General features: G+C 40.9%; 16 protein-coding genes and 2 pseudogenes. 7 read left to right on the forward strand and 11 right to left on the reverse strand.

The features are described 5' to 3' along the window. Positions 1–12 precede the first annotated feature (12 nt). Together Q8W40_RS01640 and lrp are read right to left on the reverse strand one after the other, a co-directional pair. Positions 13–2,895, reverse strand: a complete 2,883-nt coding sequence (locus tag Q8W40_RS01640; RefSeq protein WP_305395603.1) for a DNA translocase FtsK — start codon at positions 2,893–2,895, stop codon at positions 13–15. 234 nt (positions 2,896–3,129) lie between these two features. After that, entirely contained in the window at positions 3,130–3,624 is a 495-nt protein-coding gene (gene lrp / locus Q8W40_RS01645) for a leucine-responsive transcriptional regulator Lrp (protein ID WP_004406045.1), read from the reverse strand. Between the two features lie 155 nt (positions 3,625–3,779). On the opposite strand from lrp, the gene ald reads away from it, so the two are divergent. After that, positions 3,780–4,904, forward strand: a complete 1,125-nt coding sequence (gene ald / locus Q8W40_RS01650) for an alanine dehydrogenase (protein ID WP_305395604.1) — start codon at positions 3,780–3,782, stop codon at positions 4,902–4,904. Positions 4,905–4,956: 52 nt separating this feature from the next. Here the strand turns inward: ald and Q8W40_RS01655 are convergent, their stop codons facing one another. Together Q8W40_RS01655 and cysB are read right to left on the reverse strand one after the other, a co-directional pair. Further along, positions 4,957–6,159 carry a methyltransferase gene (locus tag Q8W40_RS01655; RefSeq protein ID WP_305395605.1) on the reverse strand — a complete coding sequence of 401 codons (1,203 nt, stop codon included), beginning with the start codon at positions 6,157–6,159 and terminating at the stop codon, positions 4,957–4,959. A gap of 55 nt (positions 6,160–6,214) precedes the next feature. Continuing rightward, positions 6,215–7,189 (reverse strand): HTH-type transcriptional regulator CysB, encoded by a 975-nt coding sequence (cysB, locus tag Q8W40_RS01660; protein ID WP_305395606.1) that lies wholly within the window; start codon positions 7,187–7,189, stop codon positions 6,215–6,217. 396 nt (positions 7,190–7,585) lie between these two features. Between cysB and Q8W40_RS01665 the strand changes: the two genes are divergently transcribed. From Q8W40_RS01665 to Q8W40_RS01680, 4 genes and pseudogenes are all read left to right on the forward strand, one after another. Further along, a complete protein-coding gene (locus Q8W40_RS01665; RefSeq protein WP_305395607.1) occupies positions 7,586–8,350 on the forward strand; it encodes a DNA repair protein in 765 nt (254 codons plus the stop codon). A 66-nt stretch (positions 8,351–8,416) separates the two neighbouring features. Beyond that, a pseudogene (gene miaE, locus Q8W40_RS01670) lies at positions 8,417–8,566 on the forward strand (tRNA isopentenyl-2-thiomethyl-A-37 hydroxylase MiaE); the annotation flags it as partial. A gap of 5 nt (positions 8,567–8,571) precedes the next feature. Beyond that, positions 8,572–9,066, forward strand: a complete 495-nt coding sequence (locus Q8W40_RS01675; RefSeq protein ID WP_305395608.1) for a hypothetical protein — start codon at positions 8,572–8,574, stop codon at positions 9,064–9,066. After that, positions 9,044–10,099, forward strand: coding sequence for a protein kinase domain-containing protein (locus Q8W40_RS01680; RefSeq protein ID WP_305395609.1), 1,056 nt, complete (start codon positions 9,044–9,046; stop codon positions 10,097–10,099). The genes Q8W40_RS01675 and Q8W40_RS01680 overlap by 23 nt, the downstream gene beginning before the upstream one ends. A gap of 64 nt (positions 10,100–10,163) precedes the next feature. Here Q8W40_RS01680 and Q8W40_RS01685 read toward each other — a convergent pair whose 3' ends face one another. Genes Q8W40_RS01685 through Q8W40_RS01695 form a run of 3 tightly spaced genes read right to left on the reverse strand, consistent with a single transcriptional unit; the run spans position 10,164 to position 13,623 of the window. Then, the gene (locus tag Q8W40_RS01685; RefSeq protein WP_305395610.1) at positions 10,164–11,984 is read right to left on the reverse strand and encodes a DUF3732 domain-containing protein; all 1,821 of its coding nucleotides are present in this window, start codon (positions 11,982–11,984) and stop codon (positions 10,164–10,166) included. Beyond that, positions 11,981–12,424 carry a three component ABC system middle component gene (locus tag Q8W40_RS01690; RefSeq protein WP_305395611.1) on the reverse strand — a complete coding sequence of 148 codons (444 nt, stop codon included), beginning with the start codon at positions 12,422–12,424 and terminating at the stop codon, positions 11,981–11,983. The genes Q8W40_RS01685 and Q8W40_RS01690 overlap by 4 nt, the downstream gene beginning before the upstream one ends. Continuing rightward, positions 12,421–13,623 (reverse strand): hypothetical protein, encoded by a 1,203-nt coding sequence (locus Q8W40_RS01695; RefSeq protein WP_305395612.1) that lies wholly within the window; start codon positions 13,621–13,623, stop codon positions 12,421–12,423. Before Q8W40_RS01695 ends, Q8W40_RS01690 begins: the two co-directional genes overlap by 4 nt. Before the next feature lie 256 nt (positions 13,624–13,879). Here Q8W40_RS01695 and miaE (Q8W40_RS01700) point away from each other — a divergent pair, with 256 nt between their 5' ends. Beyond that, positions 13,880–14,647: a tRNA isopentenyl-2-thiomethyl-A-37 hydroxylase MiaE gene (gene miaE, locus Q8W40_RS01700; protein WP_305395613.1), complete on the forward strand. Its 768-nt coding sequence runs from the start codon at positions 13,880–13,882 to the stop codon at positions 14,645–14,647. A gap of 200 nt (positions 14,648–14,847) precedes the next feature. Next, a pseudogene (miaE, locus tag Q8W40_RS01705) lies at positions 14,848–15,492 on the forward strand (tRNA isopentenyl-2-thiomethyl-A-37 hydroxylase MiaE); the annotation flags it as partial. Between the two features lie 105 nt (positions 15,493–15,597). On the opposite strand, the gene pyrF reads toward miaE (Q8W40_RS01705), so the two are convergent. The 4 genes from pyrF to ihfB form a co-directional block, all read right to left on the reverse strand. Beyond that, entirely contained in the window at positions 15,598–16,293 is a 696-nt protein-coding gene (gene pyrF, locus Q8W40_RS01710) for an orotidine-5'-phosphate decarboxylase (RefSeq protein WP_305395614.1), read from the reverse strand. Positions 16,294–16,369: 76 nt separating this feature from the next. Further along, positions 16,370–17,539: a lipopolysaccharide assembly protein LapB gene (lapB, locus tag Q8W40_RS01715; RefSeq protein WP_305395615.1), complete on the reverse strand. Its 1,170-nt coding sequence runs from the start codon at positions 17,537–17,539 to the stop codon at positions 16,370–16,372. 11 nt (positions 17,540–17,550) lie between these two features. After that, positions 17,551–17,823: a LapA family protein gene (locus Q8W40_RS01720; protein ID WP_101112029.1), complete on the reverse strand. Its 273-nt coding sequence runs from the start codon at positions 17,821–17,823 to the stop codon at positions 17,551–17,553. 148 nt (positions 17,824–17,971) lie between these two features. Further along, a complete protein-coding gene (ihfB, locus tag Q8W40_RS01725; protein WP_167404719.1) occupies positions 17,972–18,268 on the reverse strand; it encodes an integration host factor subunit beta in 297 nt (98 codons plus the stop codon). Positions 18,269–18,320 lie beyond the last annotated feature (52 nt).

An 18,320-nucleotide genomic window follows, 5' to 3' on the forward strand; every position in this document is an offset into this window, starting at 1 on the left:
GAACCTGTTGACCTAGTCTTTAATTGGTGGCGGTGCAAGAACCTCGCGATTACCATTGTGACCAGGGGCACTAACAATGCCTTGTGCTTCGAGTTGCTCCACAATTCTGGCTGCGCGGTTATAGCCGATCTTGAATCGACGCTGTACACCGGAAACAGAGCCACGTCGGCTTTCAACAACGTGCTCTACCACTTGGTCAAACAATGGATCGACATCTTCGTCAGCTTCCATCGCCTCACCGGGCAACAACGTATCCGCTGTCTGTTCACCGTTAGTGATTTCATCAATGTACTCTGGCTTACCACGAGCTTTCCAATCATTAACAACGGCATGAACATCATCGTCGGAGGCAAATGCTCCGTGAACACGAATCGTGTGGCTAGATCCCGGAGGAAGATAAAGCATATCACCCATTCCAAGCAGTGACTCGGCACCACCTTGATCAAGTATGGTTCTAGAATCCGTTTTCGTTGATACCGTAAAGGCAACACGTGTTGGTATGTTCGCTTTGATTAAACCGGTGATCACATCAACCGATGGACGCTGCGTTGCCAAAATCAAATGCACACCTGCTGCTCGTGCTTTTTGCGCCAGTCGGGCTATCAACTCTTCCACTTTTTTACCGACGACCATCATGAGATCGGCAAATTCATCGACAATGACAACAATGTACGGCAGTTTTTCTAATAGAGGTGGCAATTCATCCATGCTATCGCCCGCTTGCCATAGAGGGTCATGGATTGGATGCCCTGCGTCCGCCGCCATTTTTAATTTTTCATTAAATCCTTTGATGTTTCTAACACCCAGAGCAGACATGAGCTTGTATCGACGTTCCATTTCACCAACGCACCAACGCAGAGCGTTCGATGCATCTTTCATGTCGGTTACCACTTCCGAAAGCAGGTGCGGAATACCCTCGTAAATCGAAAGCTCCAACATTTTAGGGTCGATCATAATAAATCGAACATCTTCCGGCTTCGACTTATAGAGCATGCTTAAGATCATGACATTCACGCCGACTGACTTACCTGAACCCGTCGTACCAGCAACAAGCACATGTGGCATCTTTGCTAAGTCAGCAACAACGGCTTCACCCGCAATATCTTGGCCAAGTACCACTGTTGTTGGTGAGGTGGCATTTTCAAATTGAGGACTGTTAATCACGTCAGACATGAATACCGTCTGACGGCTCATATTGGGTAATTCCAATCCAACATAAGGTTTGCCCGGAATGACTTCAACCACACGTACTGCCATAGCAGATAGAGAGCGCGCTAAGTCCATAGACAGACCAGATATGCGGCTTACTTTTACCCCTGGTGCCAAATCTAACTCGAAACGAGTAATGACCGGACCGGGGAAGATATCAACCACTTTCGCGGTGATCTTGTAGTCAGCTAATTTTGATTCAACCAAACGAGCAATATCTTCTAGAGCAGCTCTATCTATATGATTCTCGCGCTTCTCCGGATGATACAGCAACTCAAGAGTTGGCATTGGGGAAGTGGGCTTGGGTAATGTTTGATCCTTTTGTACAAGGAACGGATTTTGACTTGCGGCAACATTTTGCTGCGCATCCGCCACCAATGACTGGAATGCCGCAACATCTGCGTCGCCTTCCGCTACTTCTTCAACCTCTGCTAGAGAATCTGAAGCAGGTTCAATGGCTTCCTCATTAAAATCAGATGAAGCTTCTACTTCTACCTCAGAAGCTCTTTCTTCTTCATTAAGGGTAGGTTCAGTTTCAAATTCAGAAATTGTTGGCGTACTTTCTTCTATTTCCACATCATCGAAATTAATAGAGTCATGCATGTCTTGCTGTACATCTTCAACTTCCTGAGAGTTTTCACTCGGCTGAATATCACTTACCGCAACAACATCTGCTCCTTCAGCATAATCGTTCGCTTGCTCTGCTTGATAGGTCAGCTCTTCGATGGTTGCATTAGGTGAAAGTGCCCGTTCTTCATTTTGCTCAAGCACACCACTGTCGAATTCATTCGCTTCAGCCATTTGCTCACTGATGGGAGGATGATCAGAATCATCTCTGTGTACCGCTTGAGGGAGGTGAATGTTGAATCTTGACTCGGCATGACCATCGTCATCATCCAACTGGGAGGAATTCGGTTCAATGTCGTCAACAAGCTCTTGGTATGGGCTTTCCATACCCAACGGAGGAGATATGGATTCTTGCTGGTCAGCATGTTTAAGTTCTGGATCCTGCAATGTAGGTTTAATGTGTTCTTCTTTAGACCCACGAACCAAATTCATTAGCCATGCGCAGAATGAAATAAACGAATTTCCTAACCATTCAACAATAGATAACCAAGAAATGCCCGTAAGGAGGGTGAAGCCTGCTCCCCATAAAAAAAGCAGAACAAGTGTCGTGCCGAGCAAGTTAAATGCAGGTAAAGCCAGATTAGTGATCACGTCACCAATCACACCACCTGATGAGAAATACCAGATGTCATCAAAATTGATATCGGCAAGGCCACAACTCGTAATAATGACGACGGTTAGCCCTAAAAGGCGCGTTCCCCACAACATAAAGTCGATGGGTTCATCTTCTGCTCTTTTTCGAAAGAACACCCAAGTCATCACGGAGATAGCAATAGGTAGAGGATAGGCTATAGAGCCAAAAACAAAGAAAAGACTGTCTGCTACCCAAGCGCCAAATTGCCCTCCTAGGTTTTTCACTTCGCCTCCCCATGCAGTTTGGGACCATGAAGGATCGGCAGGATCAAAGGAAAGTAAAGCAATAGAGATTAGAATCGCTGTAAGACAACCTAATATGAAGCAGCAATCGCGAAGTCGTTGTAGCCCATTTAATCGAGGAGATAAGGTCTCTTCTTGGGACTTTATAATGGTTTCAACCTTTTCTTTGTTCTCTCTGAACATATACCAACTTTATGCTTATTGATTTCAAAAAACGCACCGAGCGGCAATAGCCGCTCGGTTTGTTAGATGATTTAACCACATCAAGCAATAAAACCCAATCTCTGTTCGGTTCGCAAACCCAATAAACGGGCAGTTTCCCGAACAAAATAAGGACAATTAACTAACGTAATTCCTGAAGTTGAATCCAGATCTCAATCGAATTCGCCACTACACAACAGAAATTACGTCTTGTACTTATCGAGTTTTAATAACCAACTGGTTGGTCTGTTTAACTTCTTCCATAACCACATATGTGCGGGTATCGTTAACGCCAGGTAAACGCAGAAGCGTGTCACCCAACAATTTACGGTAGGCACTCATATCTGATACACGGGTTTTTAGAAGATAGTCAAAATCGCCAGACACTAAATGACATTCTTGAATGTCATCCAGCTTTTGTACTGCATGATTAAATTGTTCGAACACATCTGGTGCGCCTCGATTTAACGTAATCTCAACAAATACCAATAGCGATGCATCTAGATACTGAGGATTCAGCAAAGCTGTGTATCCAGTAATGTATCCTTGTCTCTCCAATCGACGCACACGTTCTAGACATGGCGTTGGAGATAATCCCACTCTTTTAGATAACTCTACATTCGAAATACGACCATCTTTCTGAAGTTCGTTAAGAATGTTTCTATCAATACGATCTAATTCCTTGGACGGCTTCTTATAGTTATCCACCATTTTTTATCCCACCTTATTACTTCCTTGCAAAAAAATATACTACAACTTTTTAATATTCAGTATCAAATTTTTCAAATACAACTCTATACTAGATATTAATTCGACGGAATTACCCTACACATAGATAATACAACCAAAAATATTGAGGAGTCAGGATGATTATTGGCGTACCGAAGGAAATCAAAAACCACGAATACAGAGTGGGTATGATTCCATCCAGTGTGAGAGAACTTGTCTCTCACGGTCACCAAGTCATTGTCGAAACTAATGCCGGTAGTGGTATCGGTTTTTCCGATCAAGACTATATTGCCGTAGGTGCATCCATTCTTCCTACTGCTGCTGACGTTTTCGCGAAAGCAGACATGATTGTTAAGGTTAAAGAACCTCAAGCCGTCGAGCGCGCTATGCTGCGTGAGGGGCAAATATTGTTCACATATTTACACCTAGCACCAGATTTTCCACAAACTGAAGAGCTTATCAAGAGCAAAGCTGTCTGCATAGCATATGAGACTGTAACAGATAATATGGGTCGTCTGCCACTTTTAGCACCAATGTCTGAAGTTGCAGGTCGTATGTCGATTCAAGCGGGCGCTCAAACTCTTGAGAAATCACATGGTGGTCGAGGCCTACTTTTAGGCGGTGTTCCAGGTGTTGAACCAGCAAAAGTTGTCGTCGTTGGCGGTGGCGTAGTAGGTTCAAATGCAGCTCGTATGGCGGTGGGTTTACGTGCAGACGTCACCATTTTAGACCGCAGCATTGACACTCTACGTGCGCTAGACGAAGAGTTCCAAGGCCGCGCGAAAGTCGTTTATTCTACTGAAGATGCGCTTGAAAAACATGTACTTGAAGCCGATCTAGTGATTGGTGCAGTACTAATACCTGGTGCGGCAGCACCAAAGCTGATCACGAAAGAACACATCAAACGCATGAAGCCAGGGGCTGCGGTAGTGGATGTCGCAATCGATCAGGGCGGTTGTTTTGAAACATCAAAAGCAACAACACATGCTGAACCAACTTACATCGTTGACGAAGTTGTACACTACTGTGTAGCAAATATGCCAGGAGCCGTAGCACGAACGTCTACTTTTGCGCTAAATAATGCAACATTACCTTACATTATTAAGCTCGCAAACAATGGATACGAGAAAGCACTCCTTGCAGATGAAGGGCTACTCGAAGGACTAAATGTTATTCATGGAAAAGTAACCTGCAAAGAAGTAGCTGAAAGCTTCGACTTAGAATACGTTGAAGCGAAGCAAGCTATCGCCATGTTCAATTAAGAACGATATGTTATTAGTTATTCTTAGCTGAATGATGACGGAAAAGACTCGCTTACGCGGGTCTTTTTTTTGCCTGTATGAGTATGTTTCTTGGTGTATCTTCTTCAGCACAAAACTCATTCACGCTCACCGAATATCCATTCTCTTCGAGATATAAAGCCCGATCTAAAACGAGCCAAAGCTCTAGTGGTCTTTGGAAAACTTGCTGAATTAGGCTTAACCTCTCCATCTGCCAAAATCGCTCTTCACCACGTCGTTTCCAATACTCAAAGTCTATTGACCCCAGTTTGAAATTTTTTTCCTTGTCAGCCCATAAGCAAAACGCTTCAAATCCACCCGACAACATCGACTTCTTAATACTAGGGATAGCCGTATAGGTAGAGTGCCCCTTCTGCTCTTTTAAAAATGAGTCCAATCCGAGCCTATAACTCATTTCTTCAAATCTATGACGGTGAACTCGCTCCCCCCCAGTTACTGTCGCTTGAAGAGGTATTCTTAATTCGGCTTTGGTCAACTTCATGTCATGCTTAATACCTTCCGATGAAAGAGGCAGATAACAGTCCGACTGAATAAGGTGATAGCAGCAGGGAGAGATCGAAAACTCGCTTATACCTACTTCGCACCCTCGCTTGATAAGGTTAACGTGCAAATCTCCACAAGCGTGTAGAGCAACGGCGTGTTGACTAGGCTTCATAATCAGAGATGCACTCTTGGTGAGGGCATCTCCTTGAACAAAGCGCATAGCTAATTCTTTTTTATCCGCTAGAGCTTGTCCGCTATCACATAAGGCTTTCTGCCATTCAAAACTGGTGACTGGAATTGTAGAATTTGATGCAAGTAGCTGCCCTAAAAAACCTTTACCAGAGCACCATTCAAGCCATTCCTCTCCAACGTTTCCATTTAGGCAAGCATCACTCATTAACCGTATCTGATTTAGCTTTCTCCCCGGTATACCTGCTTCGGAGCCCTTGGATAGCTTTGTTAATTCAGATGGCGTCAGTCTATTTAAGTAAGAAAGCTCGTGTAAGTCGGCTACATCAGGAATAAATCTTGATATTTCCTTTACCAAGTGGGGGGTATTTGCTTTCAGGTTAATGATTTCTGCTTCCGCAAGACCACTTAACCAAGGGGTTAGGTTGGGGTAATTTAAATCCCACGGAAAATTTGCGCAATCACTCATGTGAAATGGCTGAAATCGCCATTCATTATCGTGCAAAGCCAATAATGAACTGATCTTTTGGAAAATTTTATTCATGATTCCCCCTAGAATCGGGCGATTGTAAGGGGAATCATAAGAGAGTTAAAGTGGTTTACCTAACGGGTAGCTCGATGTCTTTAAACATCTCTTCAATTTCTATATTACTTTTTAATGAAATAGCTTGTTCGACAACAGGGCGAGTCAAATGAGGGGCAAATCGCTCCATGAAGTCATACATGTATGAGCGTAAGAACGTCCCTCTGCGGAAACCAATACTGGTGGTACTTGCACCAAAAATATGGCTCGCATCAATGGCGACCAAATCTGAATCCAATGCTTTGTCGACAGCCATTGACGCGATGACCCCGACACCAATCCCCATGCGCACATAAGTTTTAATAACATCAGCATCTGTAGCAGTAAATACAATGCGAGGTGTGAGACCTGCATTGTTGAACGCCGTATCCAGTTCAGATCGCCCTGTAAACCCAAATACATAAGTAACCAAAGAGTATGTCGACAAGTCTTCGATGGTGACATGTTCTTTTTTAGCCAACGGATGGTCTTTCGTGACTACGATTGAACGGTTCCAGTGATAGCACGGAAGCATAATGGCATCTTGATACAAATGCAGCGCCTCAGTCGCAATTGCAAAATTTGCGGTTCCTTTAGCAACAGCTTCCGACATTTGAGAAGGTGTTCCTTGATGCATATGAAGTGAAACTTTCGGATAACGAGCCGTAAAGCCTTTAATGACATCAGGTAAAGCGTAACGTGCTTGAGTATGAGTAGTAGAAATATTCAGTGTTCCCATTTCTGGGTGGGTATGCTCCCCCGCAACGGCTTTGATGCTTTCTACCCTTGCCAATATTTCACTTGAAATACGTACTATATCTTCACCAGCGTCAGTAACCTGTGTGAGATGCTTACCGCTGCGCTCAAATATTTGTATCCCGAGTTCATCTTCTAGCAAACGAACTTGCTTACTAATACCTGGCTGCGAGGTGAACAAGCTTTCTGCCGTCGCTGAGACGTTCAAGTTGTGATTAACAACTTCAACAATGTACTTCAGTTGCTGTAATTTCATCGTTACCCCGTATTCCGTTACTCTAAATTTATATACACAAATAACCTCACATAATTTCAATGATGAAGTCACTTGGGTATATACCCAAACCACCTTAAGATGCTAGATTCAGCGAGCACCTAAGTAGCTTAGGTATATAAGTATTAGTTATAACGCCTTCAGCTAAAAAAAGACAGCAAAAACGCAGATACTTATGTGCTGAGTTTGACTATCAACTATAGTATTAAGTAGGTTTTGCTATAGACCCCGCATAAATTGGGGCAAATTTGATTTTTTCATTAATTTTCCTCTAAGTAAGGATAATAATGAAGTTTGTTGTTATCTCGGGTATAGAAACAACACGATATCGTGTATCCTCGGGGGTTAGCTTTTTGTACGGAACGCAGACTTAAGTTTATGAATATTGGTTTAATAATCGCGCTTGTTGCTATTTTGTTGGTTCTCGTAATTGGTTACAACATTATGCTTCAGTACCGCATGAAAGTAGAGACTGCAAAAAAACAAGAGTCCACACGGCATCTAGCAGTTATTGATGCGACAGAGGATCTTATTGGGAACGCACATCACCTACCCTACAGTAAGGATCTTTTGGTGTGTTTGAACACGCGAATTCTTGACGCACTGGAATCTATGTTTGAATTAGATCCTAAAAACAAGCAGTTGAAGTCTCGTGTTGCCAACATGCAATCTCAAATCCAACAATTAAAAGAAAACTACCAAGGTGGCGAAACGGCTTCGTTCAAGGTACCGAGCAGTGACAAGCAAGCCATTATAATGCTGAAGCTTGTTAAGCGATTGCGCGAGACAATTCGAAGTGAGCACAATAAAGGTCGCTTTGAGACTCAAGCTTATGTGGCAGAAAATTCTCGCTTAGAACAAATCCAAGTTCGCATAAACATCGAAAACGTTATTAAACGTGCTAATGATTCGGTATTGAGAGGACAAGCTGGTACGGCGAAGCAGCTTTTGAAAAAAGGCTTAGATGCACTGGCGTCTAAAAATGATACATATTCCAACAAGGCTAAAGAAAAACTGCAAGCCATGCTGGATGATATGGATCAGAAAAGGCAAGACAAAGAAGCGGAGCATGCTAAAGATCGAGACGAGAAAGAACGTAACGATGATATGGATGCCCTCTTCGGTGAAAAGAAAAAGTGGTAAACTAGCCATAGACTTATTGAAATCAAAGGTCGCTTTATGCGACCTTTTTTATATTGATGCAGTATGATGATTGAAGAAGAAAATATCCAAAAGCTCCTTATTCCTATCCAATCCTTTCTCCAGTGCGAGACACCTAAAGAGTGGATAGATGAAGCTAAAAAGCCAAAGAATCTACCAACCGTTTTACTTGATCACTTAATGTGTGAACTGAAAGCATAGGCGTGCATATCGCCATTTCAGAACAGGAACGAAAATTGATAAAACTGTATAGAGGTATTAGTGGAGCTTTGAAGGACGGGGTTTATCCAAACCCATATCTCGATACTCCTAGAAAACCAAAGGATACCCCTGAAGATATCCACTTGGAGGCCGAAAAATGGTTTGAAGCTAACCCAAAAATTGGAGTCAAAGCACGCAGCCAAACTATATTTTGCTCTACCGATATAGATCAAGCAAACTACTACGCTGATCACGGTGGCTCTTTGTTATTGATTGAACCGATCGGCGATTATTGCTTGATATACAGCTCTGATGTACATGATTTTGATGAACTTCGTCCAGATATGAGGAACTCAAAAGACGTAGCAGCTTGTTTGGATTCCAAACACTATGTTTCTGCAACGGATGTAAATGATCTTCCGAGTAACTTTAGTGGCGAAGTAATGATGTTTTGTAAGGAGTACAAAGTAACAAATGTGTCATCAAGAGTTGCGTAACTTCTTAGGACAATTAGATTTATTAAGTATTGCTGGCTACGACTTTGAGCGCCCTCTCGGTGGAGGAGGCAGTTCAGTGGGTGCTATTTACAGGAAAGCTGATGAACAAGTAGTCTTTAAATTTCTGATTGCCCCCCGTAATGATACCGAGCTTGAAAGGTTCAAGCTGGAGTATTCGTTCCTTAAAAAAAGCCCTCTAAACGACTATGGAAATGGTAAACAGTTCTTTCTTGGTCCAGAAACAAGTTATCCAGTTCCAACTATAAAGCATCCTCTACAGATTAATGAAAAAGGGCTTATAAATTACTTTTCATACAACTATGAAGAAGGTGAACTGCTTTCAGAGCTGAATTGGAGCACTTTCAGCTTTGACGAAAAAGTTTTGCTACTTCACCGTATAGCTTCTGCGCTAAGTTATTTTAGCCGTTCAAATTATGATCATAGAGATCTGCATCCAGAGAACATACTCCTGCGACAAGGCTACGATATGGATACCAATCCCGAACAGCCAGATCCTAGAGTTATGATATTGGACTTGGGGAATTGCCAAGTTCAGTCTGCGACTCGTTGGTATATACGTGATGACTGTGATGAAGACGCTGTAATCCAAGACAACAATAGACGATTACTAACTTCCTTTGTATCTATGCCACCCGACTTTCTTGTAGAAGGTAAGAATATCCAAAACTATGATACATGGGCATTTGGTATTTTCGCATTTAACGTTTTATTTGATGAACTACCATTTGAGATAAAAGATATTAGTGACCTTACTAAGCTACGTGTAAGTGCATACTATCGTCCCAAATTTGCCAAAAACATACATACTCTCCCAGTATCATTACGAAAGATCTTGGAACGGATATTATCACTGGAAGGGAGAAATAGACCGCCTTTGTGGGCGATAGTAAAATTACTATACTGGGTTAGAATCGAAGAACCTAAAAATGAACATCCATCAGGTTTCATTGAACAACTATTAAACAATGATGGAAATGATCCAAGACACAGCCCGATAGATGAGTGCTACTAATTGAGAACCATGAAAAAACGGTAAGCAGATAATACTGCCTACCGTCCGTAATAAACTCAGTTACCTAGTTAATCAACCCATAGTCATCAACCAATTCACGATCAACTAGTTTAAAGTTTGAAAGCTCTAGATTGAGCCAATGAGTTTCAGGGATGTGTTCCATTAAAATAACTTGAATACCTCCCTTATCTTTCATTGCTTCGACATACATGTCAATTTCTTTCAATGCTAGATCTAGACTGGCGATATCATCAGAGTTCTCCAACGTATAAGGAGTACTTACCTGATCAAAAATTAAAAAATGTGCAAGCCAAGGAACAGAGTTCTCTCTCGCTACTTTATGCAGAGCCATGAAGTAAGACAAATGCAAGTACAAGTAATTGGATGCACTGCCAATATCAATCATCTTCTCGACCGCTTCCCCTTCATTAAGAACCAGATTGATAGCACGTTCTTTCTCTAAAAACACAGCTTGGCTGTTCTCATATCCTTTTAGTTTCAGTCGGCTTAAATGCAGGTTGATGTACCTATTGAGCTTACCCATAACAAATTCACGTTTAGACTCGATATCTTGAACATAACCACTAAGATCTTCAATTTTCTTGTCAATTTCGGAAAGCTTCTCTTTGTAATCAGTTGGAATCGAGCGTTCAGAGAAAAGCTCGACTTTCACAGATAGCTTCCCCTGATATCTATATATATCTTTAGGCGAAGATAAAACCTTGCTAGTAGCCTTAAGCTTACTTATCTTTACCTTTAGTTCGTCCAACTCTTTCTTCAATTCCTTTGCTTTGGCATTTACATCAACATATAGAGGTGACTTCTTCCTTGTTTCCCAACTGTGTTTCACTCCAGATAGCTGTTCTTCTAACGCAAGCAAAAGATCGCTTGTGTGAGTTCCCGGGAGTGTCTCACTATACCTATCAAGAATGTAATCAATCGGAAGAATAGAATCGCCACTCTCCTTTAAAAGAGATTGATACTTGCTAAAATCTTCATTGAATCGCTTAAACTGCTGTAGTTTCCGATTTAGCTCTAACTGTTTAGATTCAAGATCTTTGAGTTTGATACCCGCCTCGCTAAATTGTTCTATATTCGATTCGGCTATCGACTTTAAACTGCTTAATGTTTCTTTCACATCTTCGTTAGGTTTTTCGAGAAGCCCAAGAGAAATTGCTTCTTCTTCTAATTGCTCTACATCTTCCTGAAAATGAAGCTGCTTTTTCTGCATCACTTCTGAGCGTTGCTCTAAGCTTGAGCGATTCCGTTTGAGCTTCTCAAGACGTTCAGTGATAATTGCACCTTCACTATCCACAACGCCTAACGCCATACGAAATGTTCGCTCTATACGTTCGATAGTTTTTAGATCTCCAGGTCTATTATATAAATAGTCAGGTGCAACTAGTGCATTTTGATCTTGATAGCAATAGCTCAAAAAATTACGGAAAGATACTTTAGAACCAGCCTTTACGGTCCTACCACCATAGGGAACTTTCAGCTCACCATCCAAGCCAAAAAACTTATCTAGCACTTTCTTTAGCGTATCAACTTTCATGTTGTTATAAGGAAGTTCTGGTATTTGGCCTTGATCTGAAAAATAAGCTTCCTTTGTCTCACCTGCATGGTAGGCAGGTCTCGCAATAGTTATATCACCATCACTTGTTTGTAATTTCAGTCCATACCAAGAGGACTTATCATCAATATTATGCTTGGATATACCGTCCGCCTTCGAGGAAAGCAAACAGTAGTCAATAATATGGAGAATTGAAGACTTACCCTTGCCTGACTCACCAGTAATTACGTTAACTGAATTAGTTGATAACTCAAGGTTACGGAGATTACCATTTTTCTGCCAGATTAATATATTTTTTATTTGAATAGTCATATTTTCAATCTTAATAAAGAGTATAATTCGTCAGGTTCTGAATTTAGAAACGTTGACAAATTTTTCGATGCCAAAGCAATATCATCAAGCTTCTTACCTAAATAGTTATCCGAACTAATCGTGTCGTTTGTGGATGTCAGGACGCCATCTTCAATAGAGAACAAACCAAGTTCTATCCCCATCGAAATAGCATTTGTAGTAATTATTAGATAGTCAGTAAACTTTTCATTAAACCCAATAAAGTAATCACTTTTCGAAGTTACTAATTCTTGAGCAGATAGAACCGATGTTCCTTTTCGCTTTAGATAGTTTCTTATTTTCTTATCAAAAGCCAAAGGTATTATTAAGTAGGCATTGGCTACATTTAACGAGCCAAGATAAGATAGCACTGACTGTATAGCTAACAACCCAATAGCTTCATTATTTAACACCCTATTCATTTAGTGCCACCGTAGACTTTTTTCCAATCCTTTCGCCAACCAATCCAAAGCAAATCAGATAATTCCATACCTTTTCCAATAACCATCGGCTGCGCTAAGATGGAGTTAGACACAACCAAATTTGTATCTTCCAAGTTATATAAACAGTTTCTAGCGAGAGTCATGTGAACTTGCTCATTACTAATATCTTGCCCGTTATAATTCCGTTTATGTAGAGTTCTCCAAGATGAATATAACTCTTCATTTACCGCCTCATCTTCTGTCGTACTGAATTCTCCTTCAGAAATCATTTTCTGAATAAACATAGATGTAGCTGCATATTCCATTGCATATTCAACAATATCATCACCATCTATATTTATATCTTCTAACTGCTTAGCAAATACGCCATCTTTAGGATTGATATTATTTATATTTTTAAAACCATGATAACTCGAAAAATCAACTTTCCTGTCTTGGGATAGTTTAATAATTCGGTCAAACTGAAACTCTTTCCTAAATGTATCAAAGTCAATATTCAGTTTATTACCACTCTTAATTAATTCATATTTCTTTTTCCTATAGATACCAATCAACTGATAGACGACATCTAACGACTTACTATTGTCAATTGAGAAGTATTCAATCTTTCTTCTCAGTCTTTCGAAAATATCTGTCAAAGAGAATATAAAGACGATCTTGCTAAACAGTCTCTCTTTTTGTTCTGAGGTCAAACTATCAACATAATCAACATATTTTTTAACGGGGTTCTCTGCTGCGCCTTCTTCCTTAGCAGATGCTTTTTTATCTATATCAGCCTTGATTGAAGAGATTGTTGCTTCGATATCAGTTAAATTGATGGTAGTTTGATCTAACTGCTCAACAAGACCTTTTCTTATTGTTTTCTTCTTATTTGTGAAAAAGATAAGTTGAATATCATCATCTGAAATACATTCAAGAGCCCTGCTCCAGTTGTAAAGAGTTTTCCAAAGGTCTAAGTCTCTATTTGTTACAGCTTCAGTCTCATCAACAGAGTGTTTAACTTGAATTAAGGCTTTACCGCCGTGAATTCTCTCATGGTGAACATCATCTATAACTTCAAGACCAACACTTTCTCCTTGTTTCATATCAATGAGATATTCAAGGCACACAAGATCTTGGTAGTCGAAACCCAACTGGCTTTTATCAGCAGCTACCTGTTCAAAAAAATCATCTGACATCAAAGCCTCAACAACGTCTATTCATAGGATTGAGTATATCTATCGCACTCTCTGTGCAAAAACCGAGCACACAGACCATACTACTGTAGATTCATATTAACTATAAAAAAATATATGAACCCTGAGGATTATCAATAAAATACTGACTATTGATGGAGAGGTACAAACAACAGAAGTGTTTCTAACTTTAATACAAACACCTAAACAAAGTTAACATGGTATAGTTGATACATCTGATTTTGGGACATATCAATAGATGTACGACAAAAAATTATTAGAACCAATCAACAACTTCCTAAAATGCTCAACACCTGACTCTTGGATTGAAGAAGCTCGTAAGCCAGAAAACCTATCCGTGATTTTACGAGATCATTTACTATGCGAATTGAAAGCTTCGCAGAGTGCCGTTTTCCTTCTTAAACGCTATGTTTTAACCGATGAAGGTAAAGAGCAGATTACTCAATTGGTTGAGCCATATGAGCACTTTGCTTACAAAGGTATTGGCAGCCTTGAAACGCTAAAAGGCAAGAGCAACATTTTTAAATCAATCAAGCCCAAAGATGGCAGTGCCTACGGGCAGGATATGATTGATAAGATGGTTCTACTGATTCGAGAAGAGCTACACCACTTCTATCAAGTGTTAGAAATCATCGAAGAGCAAGGTTTAGAGTATCGTCCTATTACGGCAAGTCGTTACGCTAAGGGAATGATTAAGCATATCCGTACTTTTGAGCCAGCAGCGCTTATTGATAAGCTGATTATTGGTGCATTCATTGAAGCCCGTTCTTGTGAACGATTTGCTAAACTTGCACCGTTCCTTGATGAGCCAATTCAAAAATTCTACATCTCATTGCTACGCTCAGAAGCACGGCACTACCAAGACTACTTGGAACTCGCAGAGCAGATTGCAGGTGAAGCTATTTCAGAGCGTATTGGACACTTCGCTAATGTTGAAGCTGAATTAATTACCTCTGACGATTCAGAATTTCGCTTCCACTCTGGCGCACCAAAACTGGCTGCGTAGCATAAAAAAACAACAAAACAGGTAGCAATATGCACGGTGACTCTTCTAAAGGCTGAGTTGTGCATATTGCTTTTTTGCCCGAACTTGACTTTTTCAAAAATAAATCTATCCCCTTGTTTTAGTTGAATAATTAATTTCGACAACTGTTCATTTTGGTCAGCTTTTTATCTGTTTTTCGAGAGTTTCAATATTCCCAAGATTTGTGTGAACTGAAAGCTGGTCAATCAGCGATGTATTTGATTCGGAAATATGCTGTAGACAAAGACAGTGCTCATACCCTATTAGACTGGTTTAAACCGTATGAGGACTTTGCCTATCGCAAAATAGGAACCATTGAAACGCTCAAGGGTAAAAGTAGTATCTCAAAAGCAATAAAAGCGAAAGTAGACTCCCCTTACAGCCAAGATCTCATCGATAAAATGGTGTTGTTGATAAAAGAAGAACTCCATCACTTCTATCAAGTTCTTGAAATCATGGCGAATCGTGGGATCACTTATCGGAATGAATCTGCTAGTCGCTATGCTAAAGGGCTACTTTCGCATATGAAGACTCATGAGCCAGAAACGTTAATTGATAAGTTGATAATAGGTGCCTATATCGAGGCTCGCTCATGCGAGCGTTTTGCTAAATTGGCTCCACATATGGAAGACGATATTAGCAAGTTTTATGTTTCTCTACTGCGCTCAGAAGCTCGTCACTACCAAGACTACTTATCATTAGCGGAGCAGATTGCTGGAAAAGATATTACAGAGAGAGTGGTATTTTTTGGCAAAGTTGAAGCTGAATTAATTACAACCCCAGACAAAGAGTTCAAGTTTCATAGCGGTATTCCTAATAGGATATAGACAAAAAGCCCGCCATCTTGGCGGGCTTTCCGAATTCAGTATAAACGACTAGAAAAACCTAACATCGGGCTAAACACAATCTTTAGATTCCAATCAACGTTAGCTTTAAACCAAAGATTGATTAATGTTTGCAAGAACATTCGCTGGGTCAAGTGCTTGAGTTATCGGTCTGCCAATAACTAGGTAATCAGACCCTGCTTCAATAGCCTCAACTGGCGTCATTATTCTCTTTTGGTCACCAATGGCAGCACCTGCAGGGCGAATACCTGGAGTAACCAGTTTGAACTCTTTCCCTAGTTCTGATTTCAACATCGATGATTCTTGCGCAGAGCACACTACACCATCCAAACCAGCGTTTTTAGTCAGACTCGCCAAGCGAACAACCTGTTCCTGAGGCGCAATATCCAAACCGACTCCTGCAAGGTCGGATTGTTCCATACTTGTTAGTACAGTAACACCAATCAACAGTGGACGATCTTTACCATAAGGCTCAAGTATTTCACGAGAAGCACTCATCATGCGCTCACCACCACTTGCATGGACATTTACCATCCATACACCTAATTCAGCAGCCGCTCGTACCGCTTTTGAACAAGTGTTTGGGATGTCGTGGAACTTAAGGTCCAGAAATACTGAGAAACCTCTCTTATGGAGCTCACGAACAAATTCAGGACCAAACAGAGTAAACATCTCTTTGCCAACTTTCAGACGGCACGAACTTGGGTCAATCTTATCAACAAACGCTAATGCATCCGCTTTTTTGTCATAATCAAGTGCTACGATGATTTTCTGGTCGATCACTTTTCTCTCCTAATTGTATTTCGTCTGCATACAGACACTAAACCACCGCTCATTAAGCGGTGGTCTTTAAATCCTGCTATTCGCCATCTAACCCGCGAATCGGCTTAATGGTACCCCAACCTTTGCAAGATGGACAATGCCAATACAAAGAGCGGGTAGAAAAACCACACTTCCTACATCGATGATGAGGTTTTACTTTAAGCTGCTCACCCACCATTCCCTGTAGCGTTGTTAAGCTCTCTTTTGCTCTTCCATCTTCAGCTTCCTCAAGATGATAATCCATCAATCGATAAAAGCCTTTCATTGTTGGGTTCTTAACAAGTTGCCTCGTTAATAAAGTCTGTGCCGCCGCAACACCATCGTGATTTGCCACAAGCTGAGCAAGCATAAGTTCTGCAGATACCCCTGCTTTTTTCTCAATACAACGATGTAAAAATGCGAGCAAATCGCCTTCTCTATCTAGCTTTTGGTAACATTCCGCAATGGTAGGTAATACCTGCCCTACAAAATCGATATCTTGATCAATAACCTGCTCTAAATAACGAACTGTATTTATGTAATCTTCTTGAGAAAGGTATATTTTACCTAGCGTGATACTTGCCCTAACACAACGAGAGTCTTCTGTTAGAGCTTTCTTGAGGAGATTAATCGATTTCTTGGTATTTCCCTCCCCCTGCTCTTGCATAGCCAATTCACAATAGTAGTGGGCAATATCTTTTTTGATTCGCTTCCTGCCTAATTTAACCAATGCTGAAGCGTATTCGATAGCTTTACTCCACTCTCTGGTTTGTTGGAATATGACGACCAGTTGATGAAGGGCTGCTTCTCGGTGATCAGGCTCGTCCAAAAGCTGCATAAATATCTTTTCTGCACGATCAAGGAGACCTGATACCATAAAATCCTTCGCGAGCTGCTGAAGAGCGATATTTTTTTGATCGATGGTTAAACCAGGACGAGAGATAAGATTTTGGTGAATACGAATAGCTCGATCAACTTCACCACGTGATCGGAAAAGGTTCCCTAACGCTAAATGCGTGTCAATCGTTTCATCGTCGACCTGGAGAAGCTCGATAAAGTGGTCGACCGCTTTGTCTGATTGATCAGAAAGTAAGAGGTTTAAACCCGTAACGTACTGTCGGGAAATTTGATTAGATTGTTTCTGCTTATCGAAATTCGAACTGCGATTACCCATGTACCAACCATAGGCAGCGGCAATCGGTAACAACAAGAAGAGAAGTTCAAGCATTCAATGTTGCCTTAGGCGTTACTTTGTTGCTTCTCTATCGCTGGCTGTTTGTTAAGTTGCTTCTTCAGCTTACGAATGGTGAGTTTGTACTTAAATTGTAAACTACCAAAAATAAGAGCCGATAAACTAAATCCTACAACAAACACCAAGCCTAAGAGTAATGATAGATGAAATTCGCCTTTAGCAAGTAAATAGTTAAATGATACAACTTGCTGATTTTGAGCACCTAATGCTAAGGCGATCAGTACAAGAGCAATCACCAAGATTATTTTTATAATTTTCATAAATCACTACTCCGGAATAAGCTTAAGGGTTAGATTATGCAGGAAATTGAATTATCAAACCATCCAGAATCGATGGAATATGAGTAATTTAATTATAAAAAAGCGGCATACGAGATGCATGCCGCTTTTCTATAACACCAAAAGGTGATTAGCCGTGGATATTTACGCGTTCACGCAATTCTTTACCCGGCTTAAAGTGAGGGACATACTTGCCTTCCAGCTCAACTTTTTCACCAGTTTTAGGATTACGACCCATTCTTGGCTCTCGATAGTGCAGTGAGAAACTACCGAAACCACGGATTTCAATACGATCTCCGCTCTCTAGGGTTGACGCCATATGTTCAAGTATATCCTTGACGGCATCTTCTACTTCTTTTGCAGAAAGATGTGTTTGCTGCGCGCAGAGTCTTTCAATTAGTTCAGACTTAGTCATAGTTCCCCTCATTTCAATGGTATCAAAAAGGCACTTATCGAAAAAAAGGGAGCCTAATGGCTCC

Source organism: Vibrio penaeicida, from assembly GCF_030689305.1.
Classification (GTDB): domain Bacteria; phylum Pseudomonadota; class Gammaproteobacteria; order Enterobacterales; family Vibrionaceae; genus Vibrio; species Vibrio penaeicida_B.